Source organism: Streptomyces sp. NBC_00513 (genome assembly GCF_041431415.1).
Taxonomy (GTDB): domain Bacteria; phylum Actinomycetota; class Actinomycetes; order Streptomycetales; family Streptomycetaceae; genus Streptomyces.
In genome coordinates this window covers 647,477-673,302 of record NZ_CP107845.1, presented here as the reverse complement: position 1 = coordinate 673,302, position 25,826 = coordinate 647,477, and the positions used below count along the sequence as shown (strand labels likewise).

At 70.9% G+C, this 25,826-nt stretch carries 25 protein-coding genes; 9 read left to right on the top strand and 16 right to left on the bottom strand.

The genetic code is table 11. The features are described 5' to 3' along the window. The first annotated feature begins 221 nt into the window (after positions 1 to 221). Together OHA84_RS03385 and OHA84_RS03380 are read left to right on the top strand one after the other, a co-directional pair. On the top strand, positions 222 to 2,912 hold the full coding sequence (locus OHA84_RS03385) for an ABC transporter substrate-binding protein (protein WP_053683009.1): 2,691 nt from the start codon (positions 222 to 224) through the stop codon (positions 2,910 to 2,912). Between the two features lie 143 nt (positions 2,913 to 3,055). Continuing rightward, positions 3,056 to 3,406 (top strand): hypothetical protein, encoded by a 351-nt coding sequence (locus OHA84_RS03380; protein WP_107089345.1) that lies wholly within the window; start codon positions 3,056 to 3,058, stop codon positions 3,404 to 3,406. A gap of 246 nt (positions 3,407 to 3,652) precedes the next feature. Here OHA84_RS03380 and OHA84_RS03375 read toward each other — a convergent pair whose 3' ends face one another. The 3 genes from OHA84_RS03375 to OHA84_RS03365 form a co-directional block, all read right to left on the bottom strand. Further along, positions 3,653 to 4,450: a hypothetical protein gene (locus OHA84_RS03375; RefSeq protein WP_053683005.1), complete on the bottom strand. Its 798-nt coding sequence runs from the start codon at positions 4,448 to 4,450 to the stop codon at positions 3,653 to 3,655. Positions 4,451 to 4,525: 75 nt separating this feature from the next. Further along, the gene (locus OHA84_RS03370) at positions 4,526 to 4,999 is read right to left on the bottom strand and encodes an ATP-binding protein (RefSeq protein WP_078999556.1); all 474 of its coding nucleotides are present in this window, start codon (positions 4,997 to 4,999) and stop codon (positions 4,526 to 4,528) included. A gap of 76 nt (positions 5,000 to 5,075) precedes the next feature. Continuing rightward, on the bottom strand, positions 5,076 to 5,396 hold the full coding sequence (locus OHA84_RS03365) for an STAS domain-containing protein (RefSeq protein ID WP_053683035.1): 321 nt from the start codon (positions 5,394 to 5,396) through the stop codon (positions 5,076 to 5,078). Between the two features lie 253 nt (positions 5,397 to 5,649). Here OHA84_RS03365 and OHA84_RS03360 point away from each other — a divergent pair, with 253 nt between their 5' ends. The 4 genes from OHA84_RS03360 (at position 5,650) to OHA84_RS03345 (ending at position 9,361) form a co-directional block, all read left to right on the top strand. After that, positions 5,650 to 7,344, top strand: coding sequence for a PP2C family protein-serine/threonine phosphatase (locus OHA84_RS03360; protein WP_266973489.1), 1,695 nt, complete (start codon positions 5,650 to 5,652; stop codon positions 7,342 to 7,344). Positions 7,345 to 7,548: 204 nt separating this feature from the next. Then, positions 7,549 to 8,268, top strand: a complete 720-nt coding sequence (locus OHA84_RS03355; protein ID WP_266973491.1) for an intradiol ring-cleavage dioxygenase — start codon at positions 7,549 to 7,551, stop codon at positions 8,266 to 8,268. 169 nt (positions 8,269 to 8,437) lie between these two features. Continuing rightward, a complete protein-coding gene (locus OHA84_RS03350) occupies positions 8,438 to 8,812 on the top strand; it encodes a hypothetical protein (protein ID WP_053683000.1) in 375 nt (124 codons plus the stop codon). Positions 8,813 to 8,986: 174 nt separating this feature from the next. Further along, positions 8,987 to 9,361, top strand: a complete 375-nt coding sequence (locus OHA84_RS03345; RefSeq protein ID WP_053683031.1) for a helix-turn-helix transcriptional regulator — start codon at positions 8,987 to 8,989, stop codon at positions 9,359 to 9,361. Between the two features lie 117 nt (positions 9,362 to 9,478). On the opposite strand, the gene OHA84_RS03340 is transcribed toward OHA84_RS03345, so the two are convergent. Continuing rightward, on the bottom strand, positions 9,479 to 11,365 hold the full coding sequence (locus OHA84_RS03340) for an ATP-binding cassette domain-containing protein (RefSeq protein ID WP_063839653.1): 1,887 nt from the start codon (positions 11,363 to 11,365) through the stop codon (positions 9,479 to 9,481). A 583-nt stretch (positions 11,366 to 11,948) separates the two neighbouring features. On the opposite strand from OHA84_RS03340, the gene OHA84_RS03335 reads away from it, so the two are divergent. After that, a complete protein-coding gene (locus OHA84_RS03335) occupies positions 11,949 to 12,752 on the top strand; it encodes a TIGR04222 domain-containing membrane protein (RefSeq protein ID WP_266973495.1) in 804 nt (267 codons plus the stop codon). A 69-nt stretch (positions 12,753 to 12,821) separates the two neighbouring features. Here the strand turns inward: OHA84_RS03335 and OHA84_RS03330 are convergent, their stop codons facing one another. The 4 genes from OHA84_RS03330 to OHA84_RS03315 form a co-directional block, all read right to left on the bottom strand. Then, on the bottom strand, positions 12,822 to 13,040 hold the full coding sequence (locus OHA84_RS03330; protein ID WP_053682996.1) for a hypothetical protein: 219 nt from the start codon (positions 13,038 to 13,040) through the stop codon (positions 12,822 to 12,824). A 231-nt stretch (positions 13,041 to 13,271) separates the two neighbouring features. Next, positions 13,272 to 13,520 carry a hypothetical protein gene (locus OHA84_RS03325; protein WP_234350307.1) on the bottom strand — a complete coding sequence of 83 codons (249 nt, stop codon included), beginning with the start codon at positions 13,518 to 13,520 and terminating at the stop codon, positions 13,272 to 13,274. A gap of 227 nt (positions 13,521 to 13,747) precedes the next feature. Beyond that, the gene (locus OHA84_RS03320) at positions 13,748 to 14,167 is read right to left on the bottom strand and encodes an SRPBCC family protein (protein WP_266973499.1); all 420 of its coding nucleotides are present in this window, start codon (positions 14,165 to 14,167) and stop codon (positions 13,748 to 13,750) included. A 115-nt stretch (positions 14,168 to 14,282) separates the two neighbouring features. Further along, entirely contained in the window at positions 14,283 to 14,834 is a 552-nt protein-coding gene (locus OHA84_RS03315; protein WP_266973501.1) for a DM13 domain-containing protein, read from the bottom strand. 223 nt (positions 14,835 to 15,057) lie between these two features. Here OHA84_RS03315 and OHA84_RS03310 point away from each other — a divergent pair, with 223 nt between their 5' ends. Further along, entirely contained in the window at positions 15,058 to 15,756 is a 699-nt protein-coding gene (locus tag OHA84_RS03310) for a GNAT family N-acetyltransferase (RefSeq protein WP_266973503.1), read from the top strand. Positions 15,757 to 15,899: 143 nt separating this feature from the next. Next, positions 15,900 to 16,268 carry a PRC-barrel domain-containing protein gene (locus OHA84_RS03305; RefSeq protein WP_053683027.1) on the top strand — a complete coding sequence of 123 codons (369 nt, stop codon included), beginning with the start codon at positions 15,900 to 15,902 and terminating at the stop codon, positions 16,266 to 16,268. Between the two features lie 84 nt (positions 16,269 to 16,352). Here the strand turns inward: OHA84_RS03305 and OHA84_RS03300 are convergent, their stop codons facing one another. The 8 genes from OHA84_RS03300 to OHA84_RS03265 form a co-directional block, all read right to left on the bottom strand. Further along, on the bottom strand, positions 16,353 to 18,452 hold the full coding sequence (locus OHA84_RS03300) for a xanthine dehydrogenase family protein molybdopterin-binding subunit (RefSeq protein WP_266973505.1): 2,100 nt from the start codon (positions 18,450 to 18,452) through the stop codon (positions 16,353 to 16,355). A gap of 32 nt (positions 18,453 to 18,484) precedes the next feature. Next, entirely contained in the window at positions 18,485 to 19,504 is a 1,020-nt protein-coding gene (locus OHA84_RS03295) for a xanthine dehydrogenase family protein subunit M (RefSeq protein ID WP_266973507.1), read from the bottom strand. Then, positions 19,501 to 20,112: a 2Fe-2S iron-sulfur cluster-binding protein gene (locus OHA84_RS03290; protein ID WP_234350308.1), complete on the bottom strand. Its 612-nt coding sequence runs from the start codon at positions 20,110 to 20,112 to the stop codon at positions 19,501 to 19,503. The genes OHA84_RS03295 and OHA84_RS03290 overlap by 4 nt, the downstream gene beginning before the upstream one ends. A 184-nt stretch (positions 20,113 to 20,296) precedes the next feature. Next, the gene (locus OHA84_RS03285; RefSeq protein ID WP_053682985.1) at positions 20,297 to 20,761 is read right to left on the bottom strand and encodes a hypothetical protein; all 465 of its coding nucleotides are present in this window, start codon (positions 20,759 to 20,761) and stop codon (positions 20,297 to 20,299) included. A 167-nt stretch (positions 20,762 to 20,928) separates the two neighbouring features. Further along, positions 20,929 to 21,897, bottom strand: a complete 969-nt coding sequence (gene ppk2 / locus OHA84_RS03280; RefSeq protein WP_266973514.1) for a polyphosphate kinase 2 — start codon at positions 21,895 to 21,897, stop codon at positions 20,929 to 20,931. A gap of 196 nt (positions 21,898 to 22,093) precedes the next feature. Then, positions 22,094 to 22,975 carry a geranyl diphosphate 2-C-methyltransferase gene (locus OHA84_RS03275; protein ID WP_266973516.1) on the bottom strand — a complete coding sequence of 294 codons (882 nt, stop codon included), beginning with the start codon at positions 22,973 to 22,975 and terminating at the stop codon, positions 22,094 to 22,096. A gap of 14 nt (positions 22,976 to 22,989) precedes the next feature. After that, positions 22,990 to 24,345 (bottom strand): family 2 encapsulin nanocompartment cargo protein terpene cyclase, encoded by a 1,356-nt coding sequence (locus tag OHA84_RS03270; RefSeq protein WP_266973518.1) that lies wholly within the window; start codon positions 24,343 to 24,345, stop codon positions 22,990 to 22,992. Between the two features lie 63 nt (positions 24,346 to 24,408). Continuing rightward, positions 24,409 to 25,818 (bottom strand): family 2B encapsulin nanocompartment shell protein, encoded by a 1,410-nt coding sequence (locus tag OHA84_RS03265; RefSeq protein WP_266973520.1) that lies wholly within the window; start codon positions 25,816 to 25,818, stop codon positions 24,409 to 24,411. Positions 25,819 to 25,826 lie beyond the last annotated feature (8 nt).

Here is a 25,826-nt window from a genome sequence, read left to right as displayed (position 1 = left end):
AGGCACTCCGCACCAGTCCTACAGGCCGCCGGGCAACCCGCGCATTTCCCGGCGGGGGAGCGCTTCGCGCCGCTAACGTGGCGGAACTCACTGCCGTCGGGGGGCAGGCGGTCGATCGTGATCGTCAGGGCGTGTTCTCTCCCGGCCGAGCTCTGTCTCGCGGCGGTGTCCGCAGGATGGCGGGCGATGCCGCCCGTCGCCTCGACGCGCAGAGGAGCAGTGTGCAACGGCCGCTTCCGCAGGGGATCGAGTACCTGATCGAGCAGTTCGACACGTTCGCGGCCGACCGGGGAGAAAGCCGCCGCTTACCCGTGGTGCTGTTGAAACGGGACCCCGGCGCTCCCGGCTCCGTACAGGAATCGACGGCGCGCACGGTCATCATGGGATACCGGGACCGACTGTACGAACGGGACCTCGACCGCACCGTCGACCTCGTCCCCCACGCACTCCTCGAGGACGCCGACGCCACCGCTCCCGAGACACCGCCCAACGAGATCCCCGGCGCCGAGATCGACCCACACGTCGCCCTGCTGGACGCCTTCGTGGACCAGTTGGAGAACTCCATGCCCCACGACGCGGGGGAACTGCGGCTCCCGCGCTTCCACACCTGCCGCGCCGTCCTGGAGGTCTCCGTCGGCGCCGGGTCGGCGGCCGGCAAACGGCGCCGACTGCGCGACGAGCTCTACACCGAACTCCTGGCCCGCAGACCGCTCCTGGGGACACTGGCCAGGGTAGCCGGCGCCACCGGCGGCAGCTTCCTGGTGAACATCTGGCTCTCCCTGTTCCAACTCCTCGTCGTCGGACTGCCCCGACGCCTCTACGGCCTGTGGCTCAGCAGACGCCGCTCCCTGCGCTGGGTCGGCTCCCGCAGACCCAAGGGCGCCAACTTCCTGCGCATGGCGTTGACCATCACCCGGGCCGGCACCTCACGGCACAACCACGCACTGATCCAGCGCATGCTCCTCATGGCCCTGCTCAACGACCTGTCCCGGGCCGCCAAGCCCTCCCGGCTCTGGATCTACCGCGGCCGCCGACGCTGGCCCTTCGTCCTGCTCCTCCCGGAGGTCGGGGAGGAAGGCACTCCCGTACGCGAACTCCTCGACACCTACGCGGACATCGTCCGCACCGAACCGCCCGCGCCGCTCATGGTGCTGGGCGCCCTGGCCGGCGGAGCGCCCTCGTACGCGCAATCGGTACCCGCCGACCCCCGCAGCGTCACCGGTCTCGCCGACCGCGTCCACGCCCTGTACACCCGGCGCTCCGCGTCCGCGGTCCACCTGGTCCCGCTGTCCGCGAGGGACGACGACGGACCGGCCGACCGCTGGCTGGAGACCAACCCGAAAGTGGAGGTACGGGCGAACGGTCGGGGCGACTACGTGCGCGCCGTGGCCGCCCCCGTCCTGGTGCTCGCCCTCGTGGCCGCGGGACTGATCGTCCTCACGCACCGGAGCGGGGTCAAACCCTCCTGCCACCAGGTGAGTTCGGGCGAGATCGTCGGCGTCACCGACGGAAGCGAGTGCCACCTGGGCATCGCCGGACGCGACGACGAACTCCTGTCCCTGGAAGCCGTCGCCGCCCGGCAGAACGAGGACGCGATGCGCAGCGGACGCCCGTACCGGACGGTGGTGTTCTTCGCGCCGCTCACGGCGGAGCCCGGGGACTCCACCCCGGTGAGCATCCAGAGCCTTCGTGGCGCACTCACCGCCCAGAACCAGGTGAACAGCCGCGAGGGCGACGTGGTCCAGATCCGCCTGCTCATCGCGAACTCCGGAAAGTACTTCGCCTACGGATCACAGAACACCCAGGGCCCGGACATCGCGCAGGAGATCGTCCAGAGGAAGGACCGGGACAAGATCGCGGCCGTGGTCGGCATCACGCAGAGCCGGCCCGCCTCGTTCGCGGCGGTCGCGGAGCTCTCCGCCGCCAGCATCCCCGTCATCGGCAACTCGGTCACCGGCAGCAAGATGGTGGACGAGCGGGCCTCCGCCTACTACTTCCAGGTGTCGCCCTCGGACGACCGCATCGCCGAGGTGATGGCCGAGTTCGCGTCGTACTCCGAGCAGATCGGCGAGCTGACGACGGCCAAGGACGGCAACCGGACGGCCGTGGTGGTCTACGACCCGGAGGACGAGTTCTTCAGCTCCGACCTCCAGACGAGATTCACCGGGTACTACACCGGCGGCAAGGTGGTGACCGTCCCCTACTACGAGCACCGCAACGGGCAGATCGTCTCGGAAGTGGCGCGCGACATCTGCGCGGAGGTCCGGGCCACGGGCGGATTCATCGTCTACGCGGGCCGCTCGGGCGAGATGCCGGGACTCTTCGACGCCATCCAGGGCACCGCCGACTGCCGGAAGGCGGACGGCAAGCAGGTCGCCGTCCTCTCCGAGAGCACGGCCGCCAAGTACCTCCAGGACCCGGAGGACATGCTCAGGAAGCACTCGGTCCTGAGGCCCTACTACGTGATGTTCAACAACTCCAACGGCAAGGAAAGCGCCGACAGCCCCTACTCGGAGTTCACCTCCCGCTTCCGGAACGTCTTCAAGGACGGATCGGTACCGGAGGGAAACGCGGCCGGTGCCTACGACGCCCTCCGCGTCGCCTCGGAGGTCATCAACTCGGTCTACGCCCAGTACAAGACGGCCGAGAACAGCAACGCGCCGTTCCAACCGACGGACGTGTACGCCCGCCTCTCCAACCCGGGGGTGCAGAACTTCTCGGGCGCCTCCGGTCTCCTCTCCCTCGACAGCCGCCACAAGTACCCGCCGAACAAGGCCGTCTACGTACTCGAATCGCACCTCGACAAGAGCGTGACCACCTGGATGGCGTGCGGCCTGCTGCCCGACCAGCCGCCGGGACTGAACAACCCCGCGACCTGGGGGAGGCCCGGGAAGACACGCCCCTGCCCGTGACCTCCGCCGTCCGCCGGGCGCCTGGCAGACCCCCAGGTCAGAAGGACGGTCCGGGCTGCGGGATAGTGATCGCCGGGGCGAGCCCTCCCGCTCGCCCCGCACCAGCGACACGACACCCCAGGACGACCGAGATGGAGCCCCCGATGGACGTACGTTACTTCGAGCGGATCACCGCATTCATCGAGGCGCGGCTCACCCCGCTCTTCGCCGAGGAGACGGGCAGCGAGAACGGCTTCGCCATGGACGACACCTCCCGCGCCCTGCGCGCGCTGCGCAACGCGGCGCTGGAGGCGTCCGTGGCCAAGACGCTCATCGGGCAGCGGGACGCGGCGGACCCGGCGGTCCGCCGGGTCATCGACCAGGCGGTCGAGCACCACTGGGACGTGCTGCGCGGCATCGCCCGCCAGTGGGAGGACCACGCCGACTTCGCGCGCGAGTTCAAGCGCCACGCCTGGGAACTGGACGAGGCCCCCGCGGCAGCCACCGCCCCGTAAGCGTCCACCGACCGCCGGCGGCCCGGTCGCGGTCCTCACGGGCACTCGTCCCGGTCAGGACCGCGACCGCGGAGCGCGCTCGCGTGAACGGTGTCGGCCCTCGGGTCGCTCCGGCAGGGCGAGACCAAGCCCTTCAAGGACGGAGAGCGCAACGACCTCGTCCCCGGCGAGGTGGAACGTCTGAGCGCACGAACTTCGAGTGAGGCGCGGCCCGAGCGCGGGCAGCACCCGGGCGCGCGGGAGGCGTCAGAGCGCGAGGACCGGCCGGACCGAGAACTCCTCGCAGAGGTCCTCTCCCTCCGGCCCGTGTACGAACTCGGCCATGAAGGGGTTCCGGTTCGCCGTGGCCAGGGGAAGCCAGGTCAACATGCGTCCGTAGCCACCGCACACCGACTCGCCCCCGTCGCCGCCGTGGACCGAGGTGACGTCGCTGGTCAGCTCCGTGCGGTAGGTGTCATACGCGATGCGCAGCCCGAAGGCGTTCGGTTGGCTCTGCGGGCCGGTGTCGTCCCCGTAGGGGATGCGGTCGAGAGGTGCCTCGTTCCCCCATCGGAAGAGCGTGTCGGCCCCCGCGCCACAGGCGTGTTCCCACTCGTCGGGGCTCGGGACCCGCAGGCCGCGCCCCGCGAGCACGGCCGCCATGTCGGCCGGCGGCTCCGTGAGTTCCTCGTCCTCCACGGCCATGAGCAACGTGGCCACCCGCACCGTCCGGAGAGGGCTGAGCACCCGCGCGAGGTGGCTCCGCAGATCGGCGCCGTGACCGTAGCCCTGTTCCAGGCTCTCGGCGTAGTCGGCGGCCTGAGCCGGTGTCGGCCGCCAGTTGTCGAGGTCGAAGCCCAGGGACACCGATCCGCCGGGTATGAGGGCGAACTCCTGCCCGTTCCGATCGATCCGGACCCGATGGTGCGGGGCGCCGAGGTGCACCGTGGTCTCGACGAGGGTCACCCGGCCGTCCACCAGGGTGGCGGCTTGCCGGGCCACGCGGCGAGCGGTGGGCAGGTCGAAGGACCGCCACGCGAGGTGGGTGAGATCAGCGAGCGACATGGCCGCAGTGTGGCACGCGGGGCTGACAGCACGACGAGGGCGATCGTCGCCGTGAGGGGATCTCGGCGGATGGCCTCAGACGAGGCGCAGCACCGCGGTGATCGTCTTGCCGTGTGTGTGGGTGTGGACGTCGACCTGCTCGGACAGGCGTTGGACGAGTGGCCATCCGTACCCGCCGGCCTGACCCGGTTCGCCGGTCCGGAGCCGGGTGGCGGGCGGGTGGGGGCTCATGTCGCCGACTGCGAGCCGCAGTCCGTGATCGATGAGCTCGGTGCGGAAGGCGGTGAGGCCGCCGCCGTGGCGGATCGCGTTGGTGACGAGTTCGGAGGCCACCAGGATCGCGTCCGCGGCCGTGACACTGTCCAGGCTGATTCCCGCGTACCCCAGCAGGTCCCGGACGACGGCGCGGGCCGCCGCGGCGGTGGCGGGGACCGGGGGCGCGGTGCCGGACGCGGAAATGGGGGGTGCGAGGCCGGTGGTGGCCACGTGACCGTCTTCCCCGCGGGGCGTGGAGCCGTGGGGTCCTTCGGCTGTCGTGGGCGGGTTCATACCGTCATCATCTGCCCATCGGCTCGCGTCTCATGTCTCGATACGCGTGTTCGGACAATCGGCGATCACGTGGTGTTCACCACGTGATCGCCGCCTCCAGGCTGTCGGCCATACGGAAAGCCGGTGCCGTTCCGGTGACTTCGAACAGGCGGCGGACCGGCACGTGCAGAGGGCCGGCCAGGACGAGCACCGCTCCCGCCCTCTCGTGGGCCGCGTGGGCGTCGAGCAAGGCGTGCAGAACGGAGGAGTCGACGAAATGCGCGCGGGACAGATCCACCACCGTGCGCGTCGATCCCTCGGCCGCCGCCGCGGCGAGGAGCCTGTCGAGGTCGTGCACGTTCTCCTCGTCGAGATCGCCGTGGAGGCGGACGACGGGAACGCCTTCGTGCGTGGTCATGGTGACCACCGTTTCGTCTCCTGTCACCCCGGCATGTTCCTACACCCGGGACCCGTTTGACGAGTGCGCCCGCGCTGTCCCCGTCAGGCATTCGAACGGATCCGCGAGCGGATGGGCGGAGGCGATCCCCCGAACGGGGGACGTCCGGGCGTGGGTTGCTGCGGGACGCGCGGCTGCGGGATGCTTGCCTCAAGGCAAGCATTTTTCGTCGAGCGGGAAGGTGGTGAGGTTCGCCGCAGGCGGGCCCCCCTTCATGGCCTCTACCGAGGGAATCTCCGTCACGAGGACCCAACGGCGCCCCCCAACCGACCTCTGGGCCCTGGCCCCCTATCCCGTCATCGTGGCCGACGAGGCCGGTACCGTCGTGGAGGCGAACCCGGCGGCGACCCTCCTGTTGGAGGGCGCGCTGCCCGGGGCGCGCATGCCGGACGTGGTCCCCGCCTGGCTGGCCAGGGGCCACGAGGAGGTGATCGCCCACACCCGACTGCCGACCGGAGCCTCCCCGGACGCCTCCCTGGACGAAAGGGTCCTCCCTTCCGTATCGGGGCGGATCTCGGCGCAGACCTACGAAGCCCACGCGACCCGGGGCCACGACGAACTCGTGGTGTGGTGGCTCGTCGACGACACGGACCGGCGACTGGCCGAAGAGGCGCTCGCCACGGAGCGGGAACGCACCCGGTTCCTCGCGGAGGCGTCCAACATCCTGCCGGCCTCGCTCAACTCCGACAGGTGCATGGACGCCACGGCGCAGTTGGCCGCCCAGTACCTCGCGGACGTGGCGATCGTGGTCACTCCGAGGTCCGGACGCAGACTGCCCGTGGCCCACGCCATCTCCGGCCAGGACGTCACCCGCACCCTGGTCGCGGCGGATCCCACGCAGGTCCCGGGGCTCAGCGAGGCCCTGCAAGGCTTCCCGCCGGTACCCTCGCGCTGGATCGACCCCGCGACCCTGCCCGGCTGGATCCTCCCGCCCGGGTTCACCGGCCCGATCCGGTCGGTCGTCGTCACCCCCCTGCCCGGCCACGGCGTGCCCGCCGGAGCCATGGTCCTGCTCCGCGGCACGGACCGCGCCGAGTTCAGCGAGAACGAAGAGGTGTTCGCCCGACTGTTCGCCGCCCGAGCCGGCGCGGCCCTGTCCGCCTCCCGGCTCTACAGCGAGCAGAGCGCCATAACCCAGACCCTCATGCGCGACCTGCTGCCTCCCCGGCTGCGGCACCTCCACGGGGTGGAGTTCGCCGGCGGCTACCGGCCCGCCGGCGCCAGTGAACGCGTGGGAGGCGACTTCTACGACATCCACCCCGGCAGCACCGAGGCCGAAGCCTCACTGGTGGTCCTCGGCGACGTGTGCGGCAAAGGCCTCGACGCGGCCATCCTGACGGGCAAGATCCGCAACACGCTACAGGCGTTGACACCGATGGCCGCGGACCACGAGCGGATGCTCCAACTCCTCAACGCCGCTCTCCTCACCTCCCACCACACCCGCTTCGCGACCATGGTGATGGCCTCGGTCCAGCGGACCGAGAGCCAGGTGCGCCTGCGACTCACCTCCGCCGGCCACCCCAGCCCCCTGGTGGTCCGTACGGACGGCGCCGTCGAGGAGGTTCCCACCCACGGCACGCTGATCGGAGCCCTCGACACCATCGAGGCACACACCGTAGAGGTGATTCTGAATCCGGGGGAGACCTGCCTCCTCTACACCGACGGATTCACCGAAGCCCGCGGAGGGCCGCTGGGCGACGAACTGTTCGGTGACGAGCGGTTGAAGCGAGCCCTGTCGGAATGCGCCGGCATGTCCGCCGAAGCCGTCGTCGAACGCGTCCAGATGCTCGCCTCCCAGTGGCTGCGCGACCGCGCCCATGACGACATGGCCGTCGTCGCGATCACCGCACCCCGGACCACCCATCTGAGCGCGGTGAACGGCCACACCCGGGGCAGGTACACCGCGTGATCGATTCCGAGCGGACACACCCCGGCGCGAGCACCGCACCCGCCGGTCCCCGGCACCGGGGTCGGCCGTAGGGATGTCACCCGCACGGTGGAGTGCCGCACGGGCCGGCGGAGCGTACGGGTGGCTCTTCGAGTGAGGCGGGCGGCGTCGAGTCCGGGGGTGGGGCAGGGTGGAGCCGTCCACGAGCCTTCCCGGGGGTGCCCCATGGCCGATTCCGATCCCTCCTCGACGAGCCGTCGCGCGGTCCTGCTGGCCGCCGGTTCGGCCGGCGTCGCGGCCCTCGCGTCGGGCTGTGCGGGCAGCACGCCGAAGTCCGGGTCGCCCGATCGGGTCGCGGCCGTACCGGTCACCTCCTCCGCGGGCACGGCGACCGCGCCCACGGCCGTTCCCGCCTGCGTCCTGTCGCCGGAGTCCGGCGAAGGCCCCTACTACGTGGCCGATGCGCAGGTCCGCTCGGACATCGTGGAGGACCGCGGCGGCGTGCCGTTGCACCTGGACCTGACCGTGGTGCGGACCGTGCGGGGGTGCAGGCCCCTGGCCGGCATCGCCGTGGACGTCTGGCAGGCGGACGCCCTCGGGAAGTACTCGGCAGACGGTGCCACGTTCCTGCGCGGCACCCAACGCACGGACGGCTCCGGCAAGGTGTCCTTCCGGACGATCGTGCCCGGCTGGTACGCGCACATCGCCCCGCACGTCCACGTCAAGGTGCACCCCGACGCGCACACGGAAGCCGCCACCCAACTCTTCCTGCCCGAGGACCTGTTGCGACAGGTGTACCGCCGTGACCCGTACTCCCGCCGGAAGGCCCCGGCCCACCCCAACACCCGTGACGACCGTTTCGCGGCCAAGGGGAAGCTCCTGACGCTCGGCCCGATCGCCGACGGGGCCGGCTACCGCGCCTCGTTCACCATCGGTCTGCGCTGAACCCCGGACCGGGGCGAAGGGGGAAATCGCGCCAAACGCTCCGTTCCGCTCCCGTCGCCGCGAACGATCACTAGCGTGGTGAGCGCAAACGGCCCGGTCCCGCGGTGGGCGACCACGCGGGTGCCGGGCGTCGACGCATCGGCGAAGAGCAGTGAGGGAGTGGGCGACGATGGCGAATGTGGAAGTCTCCTTGAAGGAGACGATGACCTCGATCGAGGGCGCGCTGGGTGTCGCGCTGGTCGACTACACCAGCGGTATGGCCCTGGGAACCCTGGGCGGTGGCAAGGACCTTGACCTGCTGGTCGCCGCCGCCGGGAACACGGACGTCATCCGTGCGAAGAACCGCACCATGGAGATGCTGGGTTTACAGGACGACATCGAGGACCTGCTCATCACCCTCGGCAGCCAGTACCACCTGATCCGGCTGCTGAAGGGCCGCGGGACCAACGGTCTGTTCCTGTACGTGGTCCTCGACAAGCGCAACTCCAACCTGGCCATGGCCCGCCACCAGCTCAAGCGCATCGAGGAAGCGCTGGAGCTCTAAACAGCGGTGTTCAAGGGCCCACGCATGCCCACGAGTTGAAGAAATCTTCAACTCGGCACATCCGAAACCGTTCATACGTGGCGCGCGTGGGCCCGCCGGGCGGAAGGCTGGAGACCGGCGGGGCCGTTCCGCCGGCCGCCCCATGTCCCCTCGACAGCAGGAGCATTCGTGGGAATTCAGGTCCCTCTGTACCAGGCGAAGGCCGAGTTCTTCCGGATGCTCGGGCACCCCGTCCGTATCCGCGTTCTCGAACTCCTGCAGAGCGGACCGATGCCCGTACGCGAGCTCCTGGCCGAGATCGACATAGAGGCCTCCAACCTCTCCCAACAACTGGGCGTCCTGCGCCGCTCGGGCATCGTCGTCTCCATCCGCGACGGCTCGACCGTCAGCTACGCCCTGGCCGGCGGTGACGTCGCCGACCTCCTTCGCGCGGCTCGCCGCATCCTGACCGAGCTGCTGGTGGGGCAGAGCGAACTCCTCGCCGAACTGCGGCAGTCGGCCCCGGAGCCCAGCCGGGCCGGCGCGGTCGCGGACACCGGTCGCCCCTGATCGGTTGGGCATGTGGTGAGGGGGCACCGCCCGTGCTCCGTCCGCCGTCGTGGCGGCTCGGAACACGGGCGGCGTCAGGCTCCCGCTCCGCGGACCCCGGAGCGACACCTCACGATGTCAGCGGTCCAGGGAGAGTGCGTACAACTCGTGGAACCGGCCCCCGTCCAGGTTCGCGAGCTCGTCGAAGGAACCCTGCTCCACGATCCGGCCGCCGTCCAGGACGACGATGCGGTCGGCCAGACGGCAGTTCTCCAACCGGTGCGTGACGATCACCGTGATCCGGTCCTGCTTCATTTCCCGCAGGCCCGAGAACACCATGTGCTCCCCCCGCGGATCCATCGCGCTCGTCGGCTCGTCCATGACCAGCAAGCCCGGCTTCCTGTGGAACGCGCGCCCACACGCCAGGCGTTGCCACTGACCGCCGGAGGGCTCGTGCCCGCCCCAGAACGAGCGGGCCAGAAGAGTGTCCAGGCCGTTCGGGAACTCCTCGACGGCCGTCCGCATGCCCACGGCGTCCAGGGCCTCCCAGACGGCCTGTTCGCCGCGCGGATCGGGCCGGCCGAGCGTGATGTTCTCCCGAGCGGAGAACGGCCAGTACCCGTACGACTGGGTGACGAGGCCGACGTGTCGCCAGGCGCTGCGCTGGTCGGCATCGGAGGTCGGGACGCCGTCCCAGGCCACGGTGCCGCAGGTCGGTGCCGTCAGTGAGGTCAGCAGACGGATCAGGGTGGACTTGCCCGCGCCGTTCTCCCCGATCACCGCGACGACCTCGCCCCGCGAGAGGGTGAGGGAGATCGGCCCGAGCGCCGGGCTGTCCTTGCCGGGGTAGGTGTAGCCGGCCTCCTCCAGCCGGATCTTCTCCGGAGCGGCCTCCATCACCTGCGGCCCGCGCGGGCCGGACTTCTCGGCGGCCTCCTCGACGAAGGCGGTGTAATCACCGAGGTAGAGCGCGTGCTGGAACATGGCGGCCCCGTAGACGACGAGCTGTGAGAGGGCCGCGGTGGACGTCCGCATCGCGACGATCGCCGTGCCGGCCGCCGCGAGGGCCATGTACCCGCCGACGACGAGCCCGGCCAGCGCACCGTAGGTCGCCACGACGAAGAGACCGGAGGCGGTGGCGGCGATCAGGTGAACCAGGAGGTAGCGGGGCGCGGAGGCGACCATCCTGGAGTCGATCCGCTCACAGACGGCCGCGTACCAGTGGTGGGCGTACGGCCGCATGCTGTTGCCGCGCAGCTCGTCGGCGAGCTTCGGCGTGGTCAGGTGCCAGCGCATCATGTGCTTGATGTTGCGCGAGGCGATCGTCTGGTTGTGGAGGCGGTAGTCGAGCCGTGCGGCGTACACCGATCCGAGCCCGCGGGGCACCACCGACAGCAGGAGCAGCGGCAGCAGGACGGGGTGGACCACGGCGAGCACGGACGCCACGGCGATCATGTCGATCAGGCCGCCGGTGAACCCGAGGGCGTCCTGCAGGAGCATGGCGGAGCGGGCGGAGCCGGTCTCGGCGGCCTCCGACCGCTCGGTGAAGTCGGGAGCGTCGTACGCGGCGAGCTCGACGTCCATGTGGGCGTCGACCATGGCGAGGTCGGCGAGGGTCGCCATACCGGGATTGAGGCGCCGCGCCGCGCTGCCGGAGGCGAGGGAGGCCAGCGCGCCGAGCGCGGTCATCGCCGCGGCGATGACCAGCGGCCAGAGCGCGTCCGCGATCCGTTCCCGGACGCCGTCCCCGGCCAGGAGGGGCACCATCGCGCGGGACACCGCCGCAAGGGCGGCCGCCGTACAGATCCCGCCGAGGATCTGGGCGGCGATCAACACGTGGAAGGCGGCGCGGTTCACGGCGAGGGCGAGCCGTGCGGTCTGCCGGAGGGCGGAGGGAACGCGGCGGGCCATCTGCCCGAGCGACAGCGCCTCCATGGTCTCGTTGTGCCGGCCCCAGGTGTACGTGAACTCCGGAGGGGCCGGTGGCGCGGCGGCTTTCTCTGTCTCGACCTGCTGCTCGGACATCTCGATTCCCCTTCGACCAGGTTTCCTTGGAGGCCGGTTCGCCCGCGTCCGCGCAGGGAAAGCCGACCCGTCCGCGCTGTGTGCGGCGGGGCGGTCGCGTGGTCGCGGGGAACCGGAGGGAGTGAGTAGAGCGCAGGCCGGCGGCGGGAGCAGCGGGATCTGGCCGACCTCGTGGTGACGGTCCCCCCGGCGTGGCGGCTGATCGTGTTCGGGTGCCGTCGGGCTCCCGGGCGTCGCCGAGGGAGAGGTTGGCCGGAATCGGCGGGTGGAGGGGTGGCGTCGCCGGAAATGGCTTGCGGCCCCGAAGAGTCCGCGTGGTACGCGGGGCGGATGACCGGCGGCCCTCGGGTCACCTCTTCGGTCATCACGATGCTGACGTAACCTCAAATCATGCTCTGAACATGCAAGTTGAAGGATTCGAGCACGGCGTGAGCGGCCATTACCCCTGCACGCCCCTCGGGGCGCCGGGCTGAATCGTGGTCCGCTCGCGACGGGGGATGGTCATGAACCGGGCAACAGGCCGTATGCACGTTCCGTGCCGATCACGGAACGTGCCGGGGAATCGACAGAACGGCATCGGTCGATGAGCACCCCCGTGTACCTCCTGGCGATCCACGTGGCCGTCATCGTCTCGTCCGTCCTGCTGATCGTCCGGTCGGGCAGGCTCTCGGGTCCTGGTCCTGGTCCTGGTCCGGAGGCGGGCGCGGACGCTCGCGTCCGGGACGTCCTGGAGGCGGCCTACCTGCGCGGCGGCCCCGGACGGGCCGTGAACACGGCGCTGACGGGGATGCGCGTGGACGGCCGGTTGATCGTCGCCGGTCAGCGCGGCGACCACGTCACCGTGCGCCCTGGGGCGGTCGCCCACAACGCGATGGAGCGGAACGTGCTGGAAGTGTTGGCCCGTACGAGCCGCGGGCCCGCCCTGCATCGTGCGCTCGCGCGCGGGCCGGCCGTGCGAGAGCTCGGCAACTCGCTTTCCGAGCGCGGGCTGTCGGTGTCGCCGCGCACGATTCGGGTGCTCACGGTGTGGGCGGGCGGCCAGGTGGTGGGGTGCCTGTTGGCGTTGTTGTCCGTGCTGATCGTGCCCGCGACCTTGCTGGGCGCGGATCCGGACACCCTCACGCGGCCCGGGAGTCTCCTGGCCCTGCTCGTTCCGTTCACAGGCGTGGTCATAGGTTTTCAGCGGCGCCCCACCCGGTGGCAGCGGGTGACGGACGCCGGGCGGCGTGCGCTGGGGGAGTTCGAGAGGGAACACCCGCACACGACCTCGATGGTGCATCTCGTCGCCGCTTACGGGGCGGCGGGCGTCACGGGGGAGATGCTGCGGCGAGCATCGCGGAGCGCCGGACGGGACGGAGGGCTACCCACGGATGACCGAGGGGCGTGATCGAATGGCGTCCGCGCACGCTGAACACCGCCGCGTGCGGCGGGGGTGGACACGGCCGGTCGAGACGGCCTAGCGTGCGCCCCATTGCGCGGGGCCGCCCCCTTGCCATTCGATGAGGCCCGCTCCGTAGGGGGCGACCTCGTCGGGGTCGAGTCCGGCGCGGCGCAGCAGTTCGAGCACATCGGCGGGGCCGAGAGCGGTGCCGAGGACTTTCCCGTCGATGAGGACCCGCCGTCCGCCGTGTTCGTCGGGCGGGTCCACGATCACGCGCAGTCCGTCTGTAGCCATGTCTCCAGGGTGCGGGGGAGTGCTCACCCCGGCACGCCGGGGGTACCGCCCGTACGCGACAGTGACCGAATCGTCACCCAGGGTGTGTGTGGCGGGTGTCTGTCGAACCTGGTGTCCCGTTCGCCCTGTGATCGCCGGGCCGCGGACGCGTTCGGCGTGGGATTCGGGTGCCGCGCGAGACCGTCACGTCGGGGGCCCCGCCGACGGCGGGGCCCCCGGAGTCCTCGCGGGTCAGTGACCGAAGCCGGTGAAGTGGCCGAACTCGGCGTGCTCGCGCTCGGCCTCGACCGCACACGCCTGGGTGTAGACCGGTCCCACACGCGCCGGGATCGCCGCGGCAGAAGAGCAGTCGGACTGGAACCGCGACGCGCCTCCGGAGAAGTACTCTCCCTCGATGTCCCCGCCGTTCGCCAGTGCGGCCCCGGCGCCGCCCAGCAGAATGCCGGCGGCGAGAACGGTCGCGGTCAGAGCGGAACGCATGCGCATGATGACTCCCATGGATATCGGAACGACGCGTCACGAACGGTGCCGCGTCCGACCCGAGAACGCTCCAAGTGCCCTACAGGCAATGGCGGATCACCCCAATGGCCCGACGCCCGACCAGAAGTATCGGTACTCCTCTACTCCGGACGGGCACATCCGCCGCACGGTCTGGTGTCCGCCGGTGGGTGGGCGCCTCGCTCGGTGCCGCCCTCGCCCGGTCAGGCTCAGGCCCCCTGCTCGGCCATCCGCTGGAACTCGCCCAAGTCGTAGTTGGCCAGGGTCGAGTCGAGGTTGGTGAGCGCACCCAGCCGCTCCACGAAACCCTTCGGGTCGTACTCGATCTGAAGGGTCACCCGGCTCTCCGTGTCGCTGAGCCGGTGGAAGGTGACCACACCCGCGTGGTGGACCCCCTCGGTCGTACGCCAGGCGATGCGCTCCTGCGGTATCACCTCGGTGAGTTCCGCCACGAAACTCTTGTCCGCGCCCGGCAGCGACACCTGCCAGGCGAACGTGCGCGAGTCGATGCGCTCGACGTGCTTGACGTGACTGAGGAACGAAGGCCAGCGCTCGATGTCCTTCCAGAGCACCCAACTCACCGCGACCGGTGCCTTGATGTCGACAGCTTCGAGCAATGAAGACGCCATGGTTCTCTTCTCCTCCGTGCGTTGCGGCTGGTCTCCCCTTCCGTTACCCGGAAGACCGGATTTCACCGCGGAGGGCGCGCCTGGTGCGGAGCACGGTGCCCGAGGGTGACGGCGGTCAGGTCCCGGCCAGTTCGGCCGCCCCGAAGGAGACGTCGAAGCGGTCGCACCAGATGGTGACGCTGCTGTAGTCGGAGAGGTTCAGCCCCTCGGGGATCGCGTAGTTCTGGTCACCCTTGTTGCCCTTGAGCTTGCCCAGGCTGACGTACTTGCCGTCGTCGAACACGCGCCAGCCGCCCACCCCCTCCTTGACCGGGGCATCGGTCAGCCAGACCCGAAGGTCGGGACCGTTGCTGGTGTCGAGGTTCTCCAGGCGGAGGGTGCGGGAACCGTCGGGGAGGCCGATGAGCTTCGCCGTGCCCGTGGTGGTGTGCTCGTGGCTGATCAGGGAGCCCTGGGCGAGGGTTCGCGGACCGGTACCGCCTCCCCCTCCGCTGCCGGTGGCGGTGGCGGAGGAGTTCGTGGTGGCCGCCGTCGGGAGCGCCTCGCTGACGGTCTCGTTCTGCCAGAGCTTCCACGGCTGGAGCCAGTACAGCCCGACGCCCAGCACCGCCCCAGCCACGATCAGTGCCCCGGCGATCAGCCGTCCGCGCCGCTTCCTGTCTCCCACTGCCGCTCCCTCGTCGTGATCACTGTTCGTCCGTCTCACCGCATTCAATGCGATCAACGGCCCGTACGGCGCGTCCGCGGTGATGACGAATTCCTTACGTGCGGATCGCCGCCCCGACCGTCGGCCGGCCGGTGGACCGGCTGTGGGGCCGTCCGGCAGGCCTGTCCGGCGTGTCCGTCGAAGCGCGGCGGGGCGGCCCGGTCGCGCTGCCTACCGTGGCCCCATGAACGTACGTACAGCGCTGCCGGCCGCCGGGTACGGGATCCGGTGCGCGCGCCCCGCCGAATCGGGCGCGGTCGCCGCGCTCCTGGCCCGGTCCTTCGCCGACGACCCGGTCATGGTCTGGATGTTCCCCGAACCGTCCCATCGGGCGCGCAGGACCGCCCGCTTCTTCAAGCTGATCTCGCGGCAGCAGCGCCCGCGCGCCGGCGCCGTCCGAGTGGCCGCGACGCGCGGGGGAGAACTGCTGGCGGCCGCGCTCTGGTCGGGCCCGGGCCGCTGGCAGCCCTCCTCGGTGCGGGAACTCGCGGCCCTTCCCGGCTACGCGCGCACCTTCGGCGTACGAGGGTTGCGGCGAGCGGCCGAGGTGGAGAACACCCTGCACGAGAGCCACCCCGAAGGGCCCCACTGGTACCTGCCCACCCTGGGAACCGACCCGGCGTTCCAGGGCACGGGAGTCGGTTCGGCCCTCGTACGCGAGCAGTTGGCCCACTGCGACCGGCTCGGCGAACCTGCCTACCTGGAGTCCAGCAAGGCCTCGAACGTCCCCTTCTACGAGAAGTTCGGCTTCCGCGTCACCGGCGAGATCCGGCTGCCGGGCGGAGGGCCGCCCCTCTGGCCGATGTGGCGCGTTCCCGGCTCCGGCTCCGGACCTGATCACGGACTCGCCGAAGCCGCGGTCGGCCCGACCGACTGTCGATGACGACGACCGACCACCACCCGTGTGGACCGGATCTTTGAGGGCAGGCGCCCTTTCGACGGATCCGCGCCGCTCCGGTTCCCGTGGTTCGCGGGCTCCGAGAGGAAGCGGCCGTCGCCACCGACGAGTGTGAAGGAGTTGTTCTCATGTCCGACAACGTGTGGGGTTACCGCGAGACGTCCGGCCGAACGGCCGGTGCCGATCTGACGGGGTACAAGGTCGAGGCCGCGGACGGTTCCATCGGCAAGGTGGACAAGCACTCCGACGAGGTCGGTTCCTCGTACCTCGTGGTCGACACGGGCCCCTGGATCTTCGGCAAGGAGGTCCTCCTGCCGGCCGGGACGATCAGCCGGATCGACGTGGAGGAACGGAAGATCCACGTCGACCGGACCAAGGAGCAGATCAAGAACGCTCCCGAGTTCCACAGGGACAAGCACCTCGGCGACGCGGGCTACAACGAGGAACTGGGCACGTACTACGGCACCGGGGCCCCGTTCGGCGGCCGACCCGCCTGAACCGGCCCGGCCCGCGAGGCACGTGTGGGGGGCGTCCACCCCGTGGAGGGTGGGCGCCCCCCACACATGCGTCGGTGGACCGTCTCAGTCCCGTCGATCGAGCGCCGACAGGACGCGGTCCGGCGTCAGGGGGAGTTCGCGCAGGCGCCGACCCGTGGCATGACTCACGGCGTTCCCGATGGCCGCCGCGGTCCCCACGATCCCGATCTCGCCGATCCCCTTGCTGCCCATCGGATTCAGGTGCTTGTCGTGTTCGTCGATCCAGTGCGCTTCGAGGACCGGCACGTCGGCGTGCGCCGGCACGTGGTAACCGGCCAGGTCGTTCTCGGTGAAGTCGCCGAACGCCGGGTCCATGGTGCTGTGTTCGGTCAGCGCCATGCCGATCCCCATGACCATGCCGCCCTTGAACTGGGAACGCGCGGTGCGCGGGTTGAGGATGTGCCCCGCGGCGAAGACACCCAGCAGGCGGCTCACCCGGACCTCCCCGGTGACCGTGTCCACCCGCACCTCGGCGAAGTGCGCGCCGAAGGCGTGCCGGGCGTACGGGGACTTCTGCTTGGCCGACTGCGTGGTGTCCGCGGACGCGGACAACCCATCGTCCGGCAGGGGGCCCCGATGGCGTTCCAGTCGCGCGGTCAGGGCGGCGCAGGCGTCGTGCACGGCCCACCCCCAGGAGGCGGTGCCCGAGGAGCCGCCGGCGAGCGAGGCGGCGGGCAGGCCGGTGTGTCCGATGGCGATCGACACGGAGTCGAGCGGTACCCGCAGGGTGTCGGCGGCCACCTGCGCCAGTACCGTGCGTGCGCCCGTTCCGATGTCGGTGGCGTTGATCTCGACGAGGTAACCGCCGTCCGGGCGGGCGTGCGCGCGGGCGGTCGAGGGGGCGATGAGCACGGGATAGGTGGCCGCGGCCATGCCCGTCCCGACGAGGAACGGCCCGTCCCGGTACGGATCGCGGCGGCCGGCCCAGCCGAACCGCTCGGCGCCCTCGCGCAGGCATTCCACCAGGTGACGGCTGCTGAAGGGGCGACCACTGTCGGGCTCGGTCGGGGGCTCGTTGCGCAGACGCAGCTCCACCGGGTCGATGCCGAGCGCTTCGGCCAGTTCGTCCATGGCCGACTCCAGGGCGTACATGCCCGGCGCCTCCCCGGGGGCCCGCATCCAGGACGGGGTGGGCACGTCCAGGGCGACGGCGCGGTGGGTGGTGCGGACATCCGGTACCGCGTACATGACACGAGCCGGCACGGCCGCCTGTTCCACGAACTCGCGGACGCGTGAGGTGTGGGTGGTGACCTCGTGCGTCAGCGCGGTGAGCGTTCCGTCCGCGCGGGCGCCCAGCCGGATGCGGTGCAGGGTCGGTGCGCGGTGACCGACCGTCGCGGGCAGGTGCCCGCGCGGCAGGGACAGCTTGACGGGCCGGTCGCAATGGCGCGCTGCCATCGCGGCCAGGACCACGTGCGGGCGCGGGGTGCCCTTGGAGCCGAACCCGCCGCCCACGTGCTCGGAGACGACGGTGACGTCCTCCTCGGGCAATGCGAACAAGCCGGCCAGGGCCGTTCGCACGGCGCCGCCGCCCTGACAGGAGTCGTGGACGGTCAGGTGCCCGCGCCCGGCGTCCCAGTCGGCGGTCGCCGCGTGCGGCTCCATGGGGTGGTTGTGCAGCGGCGCCACCGCGTAGGCGCAATCGACCTGTACGGGCGCCGCCGACAGCGCCGCGTCCGGATCGCCCTGCTCCCGGTGGGCGGGGTGGCCGCCGTTGGCCTCCTCGGGGGTGTAGGCGTCCGGGTGGTCGGCGGTGAGGGTGACGTCGTACGGATCGCTCTCGTAGGTGATCCGGAGCGCGGACGCCGCCGCCCGCGCGCCCTCCGGTGTCTCGGCGACGGCGACGGCCACGTACCAGCCGCGGTGGGGGATCCGGACGTCCTGGAGCAGTTGCAGGGTCGGGTCGTCCGACGGGCCCAGACGGGGCGCGTTGTACGGGGACAGCACACCGATCACGCCCGGCAGGGACATGGCGGCCGTGTCGTCGACGGCCGTGACGCGGCCGCGCACGATCGTGGCGGGCACGGGCCAGGCGTAGGCGCAGCGGGGCGGTGTGTGCTCGGCCGCGTAGCGGGCGGCTCCCGTGACCTTCTCGCGTCCCTCCCGCCGGGGGGCGGGGCTGCCGAGGGCGGTGGTGGGGCGCATGGCGGCTCCCTTTCCTGATCGGTGCGGGCGGGTCAAGGCGTTCGGGGGAGGGGAGGCTGTCCACCGGCTGAACGGATCAGGGTGCCGAGTACGTCGCAGGCGAGACGGTGGGCCAGAGCCACCTTGAACGCGTTGTCGCGCAGGGGCCGGGCGCGGTCCAACTCGGCCCCGACGGCCTCCCGCACGACGGCTTCGGAGGGCTCGGCGCCGAGCAGTCGCTCCTCGGCGATCGTGGCACGCCAGGGCCGGTGGGCCAGACCGCCGAAGGCGAGCGCGACGTGCCGGACGCGGCCGGCGTCGAGTTCGAGCACGGCGGCGACCGAGGCCAGCGCGAAGGCGTACGAGGCCCGGTCGCGGGCCTTGCGGTAGAGGGAGACCGCTCCGGCGGGCACGGGAGGCAGCACCACGGCGGTGATGATCTCCCCCGGGCGGATGACGGTGTCCCGCTCGGGCTCCTCGCCGGGCAGCCGGTGGAACTCCGTCGCCGCCACCCTCCGCGTGCCCTCCTCGCCCCCGTACAGCTCGATCTCGGCGTCCAGCGCGGCGAGGGCCACCGCCATGTCGGAGGGGTGCGTGGCGATGCACTGCTCCGAATGACCCAGCACGGCGTGATCGCGGTGCACGCCCTCGCGGGCACCGCAGCCGGTGCCGGGCTCGCGCTTGTTGCACGGTTTGGACACGTCCTGGAAGTACGGGCACCGGGTGCGCTGGAGCAGGTTCCCGCCGGTGGTGGCGACATTGCGCAACTGTCCGGACGCGCCGGCAAGCAGGGCCTGGGAGAGCGCGGGGTAGCGGGATCGAACGAGGGGATGCGCGGCCAGGTCGCTGTTGGGGACGAGGGCGCCGACGCTGACTCCTCCCGCGGGCTGCTCCTCGACCTCGTGGAGAGGCAACCGGGTGAGGTCGATGAGGGTGCCCGGCGTCTCGACGCCGTGCTTCATGAGGTCGACGAGGTTGGTGCCGCCGCCGAGGTAGCGGGAGCCGGGGCGCTGCGCGTAGGCGGCCGCGGCTTCCCGGAGGCTGCCGGCCCGTACGTAGGCGAAGGGCTTCACACGATCACGTCCGGGCGCGGGGCGGTGCTCGCGGTGGCGCTCTTCGGCGGGGCGGGCCGGGCGCAGACGTCCGCCACGGCGTCGACGATCCCGTTGTAGGCCCCGCAGCGGCAGAGGTTGCCGCTGAGTCGTTCCCTGACCTCTTCGGCGGTGAGCACGACAGGGCCGGTCGACGCCGCCGCTGCCGGCTCGGTCACGTGCGAGGGATGACCGGCGGCGGCCTCCCGCAGCACCCCGAGCGCGGAGCAGAGCTGGCCGGGGGTGCAGTAGCCGCACTGGAAGGCGTCGTGCTCCAGGAAGGCCTCCTGGAGCGGGTGCAGCGAGCCGTCGTCGTCGGCGAGTCCCTCGACGGTGGTGACCTCCGCCCCGTCCTGGGCCACTGCGAGCAGCAGACAGCTGTTGACGCGCCGACCGTCCACGAGGACGGTGCAGGCACCGCACTGGCCGTGGTCGCAGCCCTTCTTGGACCCGGTGAGGTCGAGTCGCTCCCGCAGGGCGTCGAGGAGGGTGACGCGGTGGTCCACGTCGAGGACGTGATCAGAACCGTTGACGCGCAGCGCGACACGCGAGTGATGGGCATCGGCCGGATGGGTACCGGCCGGTGGGATGTCGGGAGCGACCTGGTGCGGTGGGTTGGTTCCGTGCGCAGCCACGACTGCCCTCCATGTCCGTTTGCGGTGGGTACATCCCGTCGACTTCCCAGCCTCGGTCATCCCACCCGCCCCGGCATCCTCGACATTCACGACAACCGCGGCGTCCCGTGGCCGGCTCCGATCACGAGAACGACGCCGCTCAGTCGGTCCCCGCTGCCTTGGGCCCCTGAGTGTGGGCCGGATGGCCCGTCGTGCGGCGCCGCGCCTTCAGCTCGGCCTCGAAGAGGTGGTTCCTGCCCTGCGCCAGATCGCGCACGATCTGCTGTTCGAGCTCGACGAAGGGGCGGTGGTACGTCGCGTTGTACGCCTCGATGATCTGGAAGGTCCAGTGGCCGGGGATGACGTTGCGCCCGAGAATCTCCCGCCGGACCGCCTCCGCCTCGCGGTGATGGCCCGCGAGGTGCAGGAGACGGACGGCGTCGTCGAGTTCGAAGTCGGCCGTTCCGGTGAGCTGGTGGAAGCCGTAGAGGTGGCCTCGGGCCCGTTCCGTCGTCTCCAACGCCTTGGACAGGGCTCCCAGCGCCTCCACCGTCTCGTCGCTCACACCGTTCGGGCGATCGTGGCCCGAGTCGGGGGCGGTGCGGTCGTCATCGTGTTCGCTCATCCCAGGCGGCCCTTCGCTTCGGCGGCGGTGCGCGCGGAGACGTACACCTCCGCCTCTCTCCTTCCTGCCGACAGTAGGCACACACGACGCTCCTCGCCGTTCACGACATGCGAGGCCACCGGCTCCGGCCGTCGACGGGTCTGCCGCCCACCAGGGGCGGCCCCGGCTCAGCCGTCCGGGTGATCGCCCCTGCGGCCACCCGGACGGGACAGCGGCGTCGGCGACAGGTCGGTGTCCTCCTCACCCGGCTCCAGCAGGGTCCCCGCCGCCCCCACGATGAGCGGATCGGGCTCCCCGACCGCGTCCGGGTCGCGGCTGTCGTAGTCGAACCGCGAGAGCAGGCTCCGCATGGCCTCAAGCCTGCCGCGCCGCTTGTCGTTGCTCTTCACCACGGTCCACGGCGCGTGGGTGGTGTCGGTGGCCCGGAACATGTCGACCTTCGCGGTCGTGTAGTCGTGCCACCGGTCCAGCGACTGGAGGTCGACGGGGGAGAGCTTCCACTGACGCACCGGATCGACCTGGCGGATCGCGAAACGTGTGCGCTGCTCGGCCCGGGAGACCGAGAACCAGAACTTGACCAGCAGCAGCCCGTCCTCCACCAGCATCCGCTCGAAGTCGGGGCACTGGCGCAGGAACAGCCGGTACTGCTCCTCCTCGCAGAACCCCATGACCCTCTCGACGCCGGCCCGGTTGTACCAGGACCGGTCGAAGAAGACGATCTCCCCGGCCGCGGGAAGGTGCGCGACATAGCGTTGGAAGTACCACTGGCCCGACTCGGTCTCGGTGGGCGTGCCGAGAGCGACCACCCGGGCCCCCCGGGGGTTGAGCCGCTCGGTGAACCGCTTGATCGTGCCGCCCTTGCCCGCCGCGTCCCTGCCCTCGCAGACCACCACCAGCCGCCGGCCGCTCTCGCGGACCCAACGCTGCAACTTCAGCATCTCGATCTGCAGCACCCGCTTGCGCCGCTCGTACTCCGCCCGGCCGATCCTGTGGTCGTACGGGTAGTTCTCACGCCACGTCTCTATCGGGTTGCCGGCGCCGTCGAGCAGCACGGGCTGCTCCGGCCTGGTCGCGTCCACCGTCAAACCCCGCAGCAGCCGCGGCGTCCCCTCGGTCCTGCTCTCCGTGTCGTCCACACCCAGCCCGTGCCCACTTCTCGGACATCCACCCGTTCGCGGAACCCGAATCCGCACGGCCGCGCAGGTCACGGCCGCCAGTCTCGCGGGACGAGCGACCCCGCACCTCCGCCTGGGGGGTCGGGTTCGTCCCCCGGGCGGGGAGGAACCCGACCCCTCAGGCGGCGTCGATCAGAGCGGCGTCACCGCGTCGGCCTCAGACGCGGTCGGCCGCGATCAGGAGGTACTGGAACGAGCCGTCCTTGTAGGAGTTGATGAACGCCTCCTCGATGCCGGTGACCAGGGAGGAGGTGGCCCGCGCCTCCCAGTACGGCAGGGTCGCGGCCGTCAGGTCGACGACGGCCTGCGGTACGAGGCGGTTGTCGGCCATGGCGCGCATGTACTCCCGACGGGAGTGGATGTTGCACTCGAAGTGCGCGTTGATCTGGGAGACCCACTTCGAGGGCTGGCCGTAGCGGGGGTTCCAGCACCCGGTGATCGTCACGTACCGGCCACCGACGGAGAGAACGCGGGAGTGCTCGGCGAAGAGGTCCTGGAGGTCGACGTACATGCTCGACTCGTTGTTCCACGAGGCCGCGGCGCGGCCCGTCTCGAAGGGCATGTCGAGCATGTTGCAGACGCGGGCCTGGACGGACTGCTCGATGCCCAGCTCGCGGGCCCGCCGGTTCGCGAACTCCGCCTGCTTCGCCGACAGGGTGACGCCTTCGACGTCGCATCCGAACCGCTGGTGGGCCATGACCATCGAGCCGCCGCGACCACAACCGGCGTCCACGAGCGTGTCCGTGTTCCCGATGGGACCGAGGTGGTCGAGGAGCACGTTGGTCTGTGCGGACTCCAGGCGGTGGAGTTCGGCGATCAGCCTCTTCTCGTACTCGCCGTCTTCGGTGTCGCCGAGGGCCGCGTGGTCGACGTCCCCGATGCCGTAGTGGTGGTGGTAGAGCCCGTCCACATCGCCGAGACGCAGGTTCACCGGCCTGGCCTCGTGGTCCCAGTAGCGGGCGATGTCCCCCTGATAGGGCGTCGCCGGACCGGGAACGAACGCGGAAGCGGGGGCGGTGCCGAGATCAATGCTGGTCACAGATGAATCCGTCCTTACCAGAAGTCGGGCAGGCTGTAGCGGTAGGTGTTGGTCTGGTGCCAGTGGTGGTTGCCGTCGACCCAGGCGGCCACGCCCCGCAGGAAGCGCAACAGGCCGGGGTCGGGCAGTTGGGCGGCCAGGTCGGCGGCGGCGCCCTCGAAGGAGCGCATGAGGTCGTTGTGGACCTCGACCGCCTTCAGGTAGGCGTCGCGGGCCGAGACGCCCTCGCGTTCCGCGATCACCACGGGCAGGTTCAGGTGGAGTCCCGGAGCGGCGAGCTCCTTGGTGTACGAGTACAAGTCGTTGACGATGGTGGTGGCGTTGCCGGCGAGCGCGATGACCCGTTGCACGGCCGGCTGCGCGTGCAGGTCCGCCGGCAGTTCATAGCCGCCGACCGTGTCCGTGATGGTCGGACAGGGGCGGAAGTTGTTGAACTGCCGCATCGCCAGGTACTCCCACACCTCCGGCACGTATTCCGTCTGCGCCCAGGCGGCCTCCGCGAGGTATCCCAGGTGCAGCCGGGCCATGTCGTGCCGGTACCGGTCGGCCTGGGAGGGGCTCGCCTCCCGCACGAAGTACTCCATGGCCGAGCGGTATCCGCGCCGCGGGGCGTCCGAATGGAGCGACTCCGCCCACTCCGGCTGGTACTCGGTCGTCGTGTGGAGGGGGTCGAGGGCGGTGTGCGCCAGAAGGAGGCGTCCGCCGAGGCCGACGGGCGAACCCCCGTGGTCCTCGCAGTAGCAGTCGTCGAGGGCGTTCTCGGCGGCCATCAGCCGCGTCGCGATCATCACGTGGTCGACGGTCGGCGCGTCCGGATGACAGGCCACCATGTACCGGCCGAGGGAGAAGCCGTCGAACTGGTCCTCCCAGTCCGGCGGGAACAACTGGACCTCGTCCACCGCCCAAGCCTTGATCCGTCGGCCGACCTCCTCGACCCGCACGGGGTCGGGCTCCGGCACCGGGTGGTAGAGCAGACCGGGGATCGGATTGCCCGCGGCGGCCGGTGTGGAAGGCGCGGACGCTTCCTCGCGGCGGGTCGGATACAGCCCCGCCGTACCCAGACCATTGGGGCCGCCCAGGATCCGCCGCGGGGCGGGAGCGGGCGCTGTGGGTACGGCCACTTCGGCGGGTGCGGAAACCCCGGACAGGGCCGAAACCTCGGGCAGGGCGGAAGCCCCGGGCAGGACGGGGGCCGAGAACAGGGCGGGTGCCCGGGGAAGCGGTCGGGCCGGAGGCGGTGCGGGCGCCGCGGGGATGGCGGGCCGGCCGCCGCCGAAGGCGTCGACTCCCCGGCCGTGACCGTGGGTCCCGAAGTGGACCGCGGCTGCGGGCAGGCTCGACTGCCGAGGGGAAGGCCCGGGATCGGACATCCGAGGCTCCTTGGTTCCTGGGTGAGGGGGCGGGCTGATCCGGTTCTCTCGCACGGTCGAGGCCTAGCCGTGCCTGCGGGCGATCTGCACGTTCTCCAGGACACCGAGCGCGTCGGGCACCAGGATGGCGGCGGAGTAGTAGGTGCTGACCAGGTAGGAGATGATCGACCGCTCGTCGATTCCCATGAACCGCACCGACAGGCCCGGCTCGTACTCCTCCGGCAGACCGGTCTGGTGCAGACCGATGACGCCCTGCTTGTCCTCGCCGGTGCGCATCACGAGGATCGAGGTGGTGTTCTCCTTGCTGATGGGGATCTTGCTGCACGGCAGGATGGGGACCCCACGCCAGGCCGGCACCTGCTGTCCGCCGAGGTCGACGTGATCCGGATACAGCCCGCGCGCGTTGAACTCGCGCCCGATCGCCGCGATGGCCTTGGGATGGGCGAGGAAGAACTTCGAGCCGCGGCGACGGCAGAGCAACTCGTCGAGGTCGTCCGGGGTGGCGGGCCCGGAATGGGTCTGGATCCGCTGCTTGAACGCGGCGTTGTGGAGCAGCCCGAACTCCCGATTGTTGATCAACTCGTATTCCTGGCGCTCCCGCAGCGCCTCGATGACGAGCCTGAGCTGCTCCTCGGTCTGGTTCATCGGCTCGTTGTAGAGGTCGGCGACCCGCGTGTGGACCCGCAGTACGGTCTGGGCGATGGACAGTTCGTACTCGCGCGGGTTCAGTTCGTAGTCGACGAAGGCGCCGGGCAGATCGGCCTCACCGGTGTGACCGGCCGACATCGCGATCTCGGCCTCGCCGTGCTTGTTCTGCCGTTGCAGCGGAAGGGACGCGAACCGCCGGACGTGGGCCCGGAGCTGCGGTGCCGTGGCGAGCACGGCGTCGAAGTCCGCGCGCGACAGGGTGAGGAGGGTGCCGGCGGTCTCGGCCGTGGCGGTGTGGTCCCACCTCGCGTCGGCGTCCAGCAGGGCGTGCTCGCCGAACCGGTCGCCGTCGGCCAGTACGGCGAGTTCGACCTCGTCACCGTACTTGCCCACAGCCGTCTGGCCGACGCGGCCGTGGGCGATCAGGTGGATCTGCCCCGCCGGAGTGCCGCGCTCGACCAACACCTCTCCGGCACGGAAGTCACGCTGGACGCAACGGCCGGCGAGCGCGGTCAGTACGTCCACGTCGTCGAAGTCGCGCAGCAGGGCGAGTTCGCCGAGCTCGCGGGGGATCACCCGGACGTGGGCCCCGTCCTGGACGAACTCGATGCGCCCGTCGCCGACCGTGTAACTCAGTCGACGGTTCACCCGATACGTGCCGCCCTTGGTCTCCACCCAGGGGAGCATCCGCAGCAGCCACCGGGAGGTGATCTCCTGCATCTGAGGGGCGGACTTGGTCGTGGTGGCAAGGTTGCGGGCAGCCGCCGTGCCCAGGCTGCTCTGCCGGGGTTGCGACTGCGCCTCGGGGCTCGTGTCCACGGTCATCGGGCAGG

What these genes read in the sequence shown, in the direction of transcription:
- OHA84_RS03380 (WP_107089345.1), top strand. Translation starts at nt 3,056, where the DNA reads ATGGACGTACGTTACTTCGAGCGGATCACCGCATTCATCGAGGCGCGG.
- OHA84_RS03375 (WP_053683005.1), bottom strand. Translation starts at nt 4,450, where the DNA reads ATGTCGCTCGCTGATCTCACCCACCTCGCGTGGCGGTCCTTCGACCTG.
- OHA84_RS03370 (WP_078999556.1), bottom strand. Translation starts at nt 4,999, where the DNA reads ATGAACCCGCCCACGACAGCCGAAGGACCCCACGGCTCCACGCCCCGC.
- OHA84_RS03365 (WP_053683035.1), bottom strand. Translation starts at nt 5,396, where the DNA reads ATGACCACGCACGAAGGCGTTCCCGTCGTCCGCCTCCACGGCGATCTC.
- OHA84_RS03360 (WP_266973489.1), top strand. Translation starts at nt 5,650, where the DNA reads ATGGCCTCTACCGAGGGAATCTCCGTCACGAGGACCCAACGGCGCCCC.
- OHA84_RS03355 (WP_266973491.1), top strand. Translation starts at nt 7,549, where the DNA reads ATGGCCGATTCCGATCCCTCCTCGACGAGCCGTCGCGCGGTCCTGCTG.
- OHA84_RS03350 (WP_053683000.1), top strand. Translation starts at nt 8,438, where the DNA reads ATGGCGAATGTGGAAGTCTCCTTGAAGGAGACGATGACCTCGATCGAG.
- OHA84_RS03340 (WP_063839653.1), bottom strand. Translation starts at nt 11,365, where the DNA reads ATGTCCGAGCAGCAGGTCGAGACAGAGAAAGCCGCCGCGCCACCGGCC.
- OHA84_RS03335 (WP_266973495.1), top strand. Translation starts at nt 11,949, where the DNA reads ATGAGCACCCCCGTGTACCTCCTGGCGATCCACGTGGCCGTCATCGTC.
- OHA84_RS03330 (WP_053682996.1), bottom strand. Translation starts at nt 13,040, where the DNA reads ATGGCTACAGACGGACTGCGCGTGATCGTGGACCCGCCCGACGAACAC.
- OHA84_RS03325 (WP_234350307.1), bottom strand. Translation starts at nt 13,520, where the DNA reads ATGCGTTCCGCTCTGACCGCGACCGTTCTCGCCGCCGGCATTCTGCTG.
- OHA84_RS03320 (WP_266973499.1), bottom strand. Translation starts at nt 14,167, where the DNA reads ATGGCGTCTTCATTGCTCGAAGCTGTCGACATCAAGGCACCGGTCGCG.
- OHA84_RS03310 (WP_266973503.1), top strand. Translation starts at nt 15,058, where the DNA reads ATGAACGTACGTACAGCGCTGCCGGCCGCCGGGTACGGGATCCGGTGC.
- OHA84_RS03305 (WP_053683027.1), top strand. Translation starts at nt 15,900, where the DNA reads ATGTCCGACAACGTGTGGGGTTACCGCGAGACGTCCGGCCGAACGGCC.
- OHA84_RS03300 (WP_266973505.1), bottom strand. Translation starts at nt 18,452, where the DNA reads ATGCGCCCCACCACCGCCCTCGGCAGCCCCGCCCCCCGGCGGGAGGGA.
- OHA84_RS03285 (WP_053682985.1), bottom strand. Translation starts at nt 20,761, where the DNA reads ATGAGCGAACACGATGACGACCGCACCGCCCCCGACTCGGGCCACGAT.
- OHA84_RS03270 (WP_266973518.1), bottom strand. Translation starts at nt 24,345, where the DNA reads ATGTCCGATCCCGGGCCTTCCCCTCGGCAGTCGAGCCTGCCCGCAGCC.
- OHA84_RS03265 (WP_266973520.1), bottom strand. Translation starts at nt 25,818, where the DNA reads ATGACCGTGGACACGAGCCCCGAGGCGCAGTCGCAACCCCGGCAGAGC.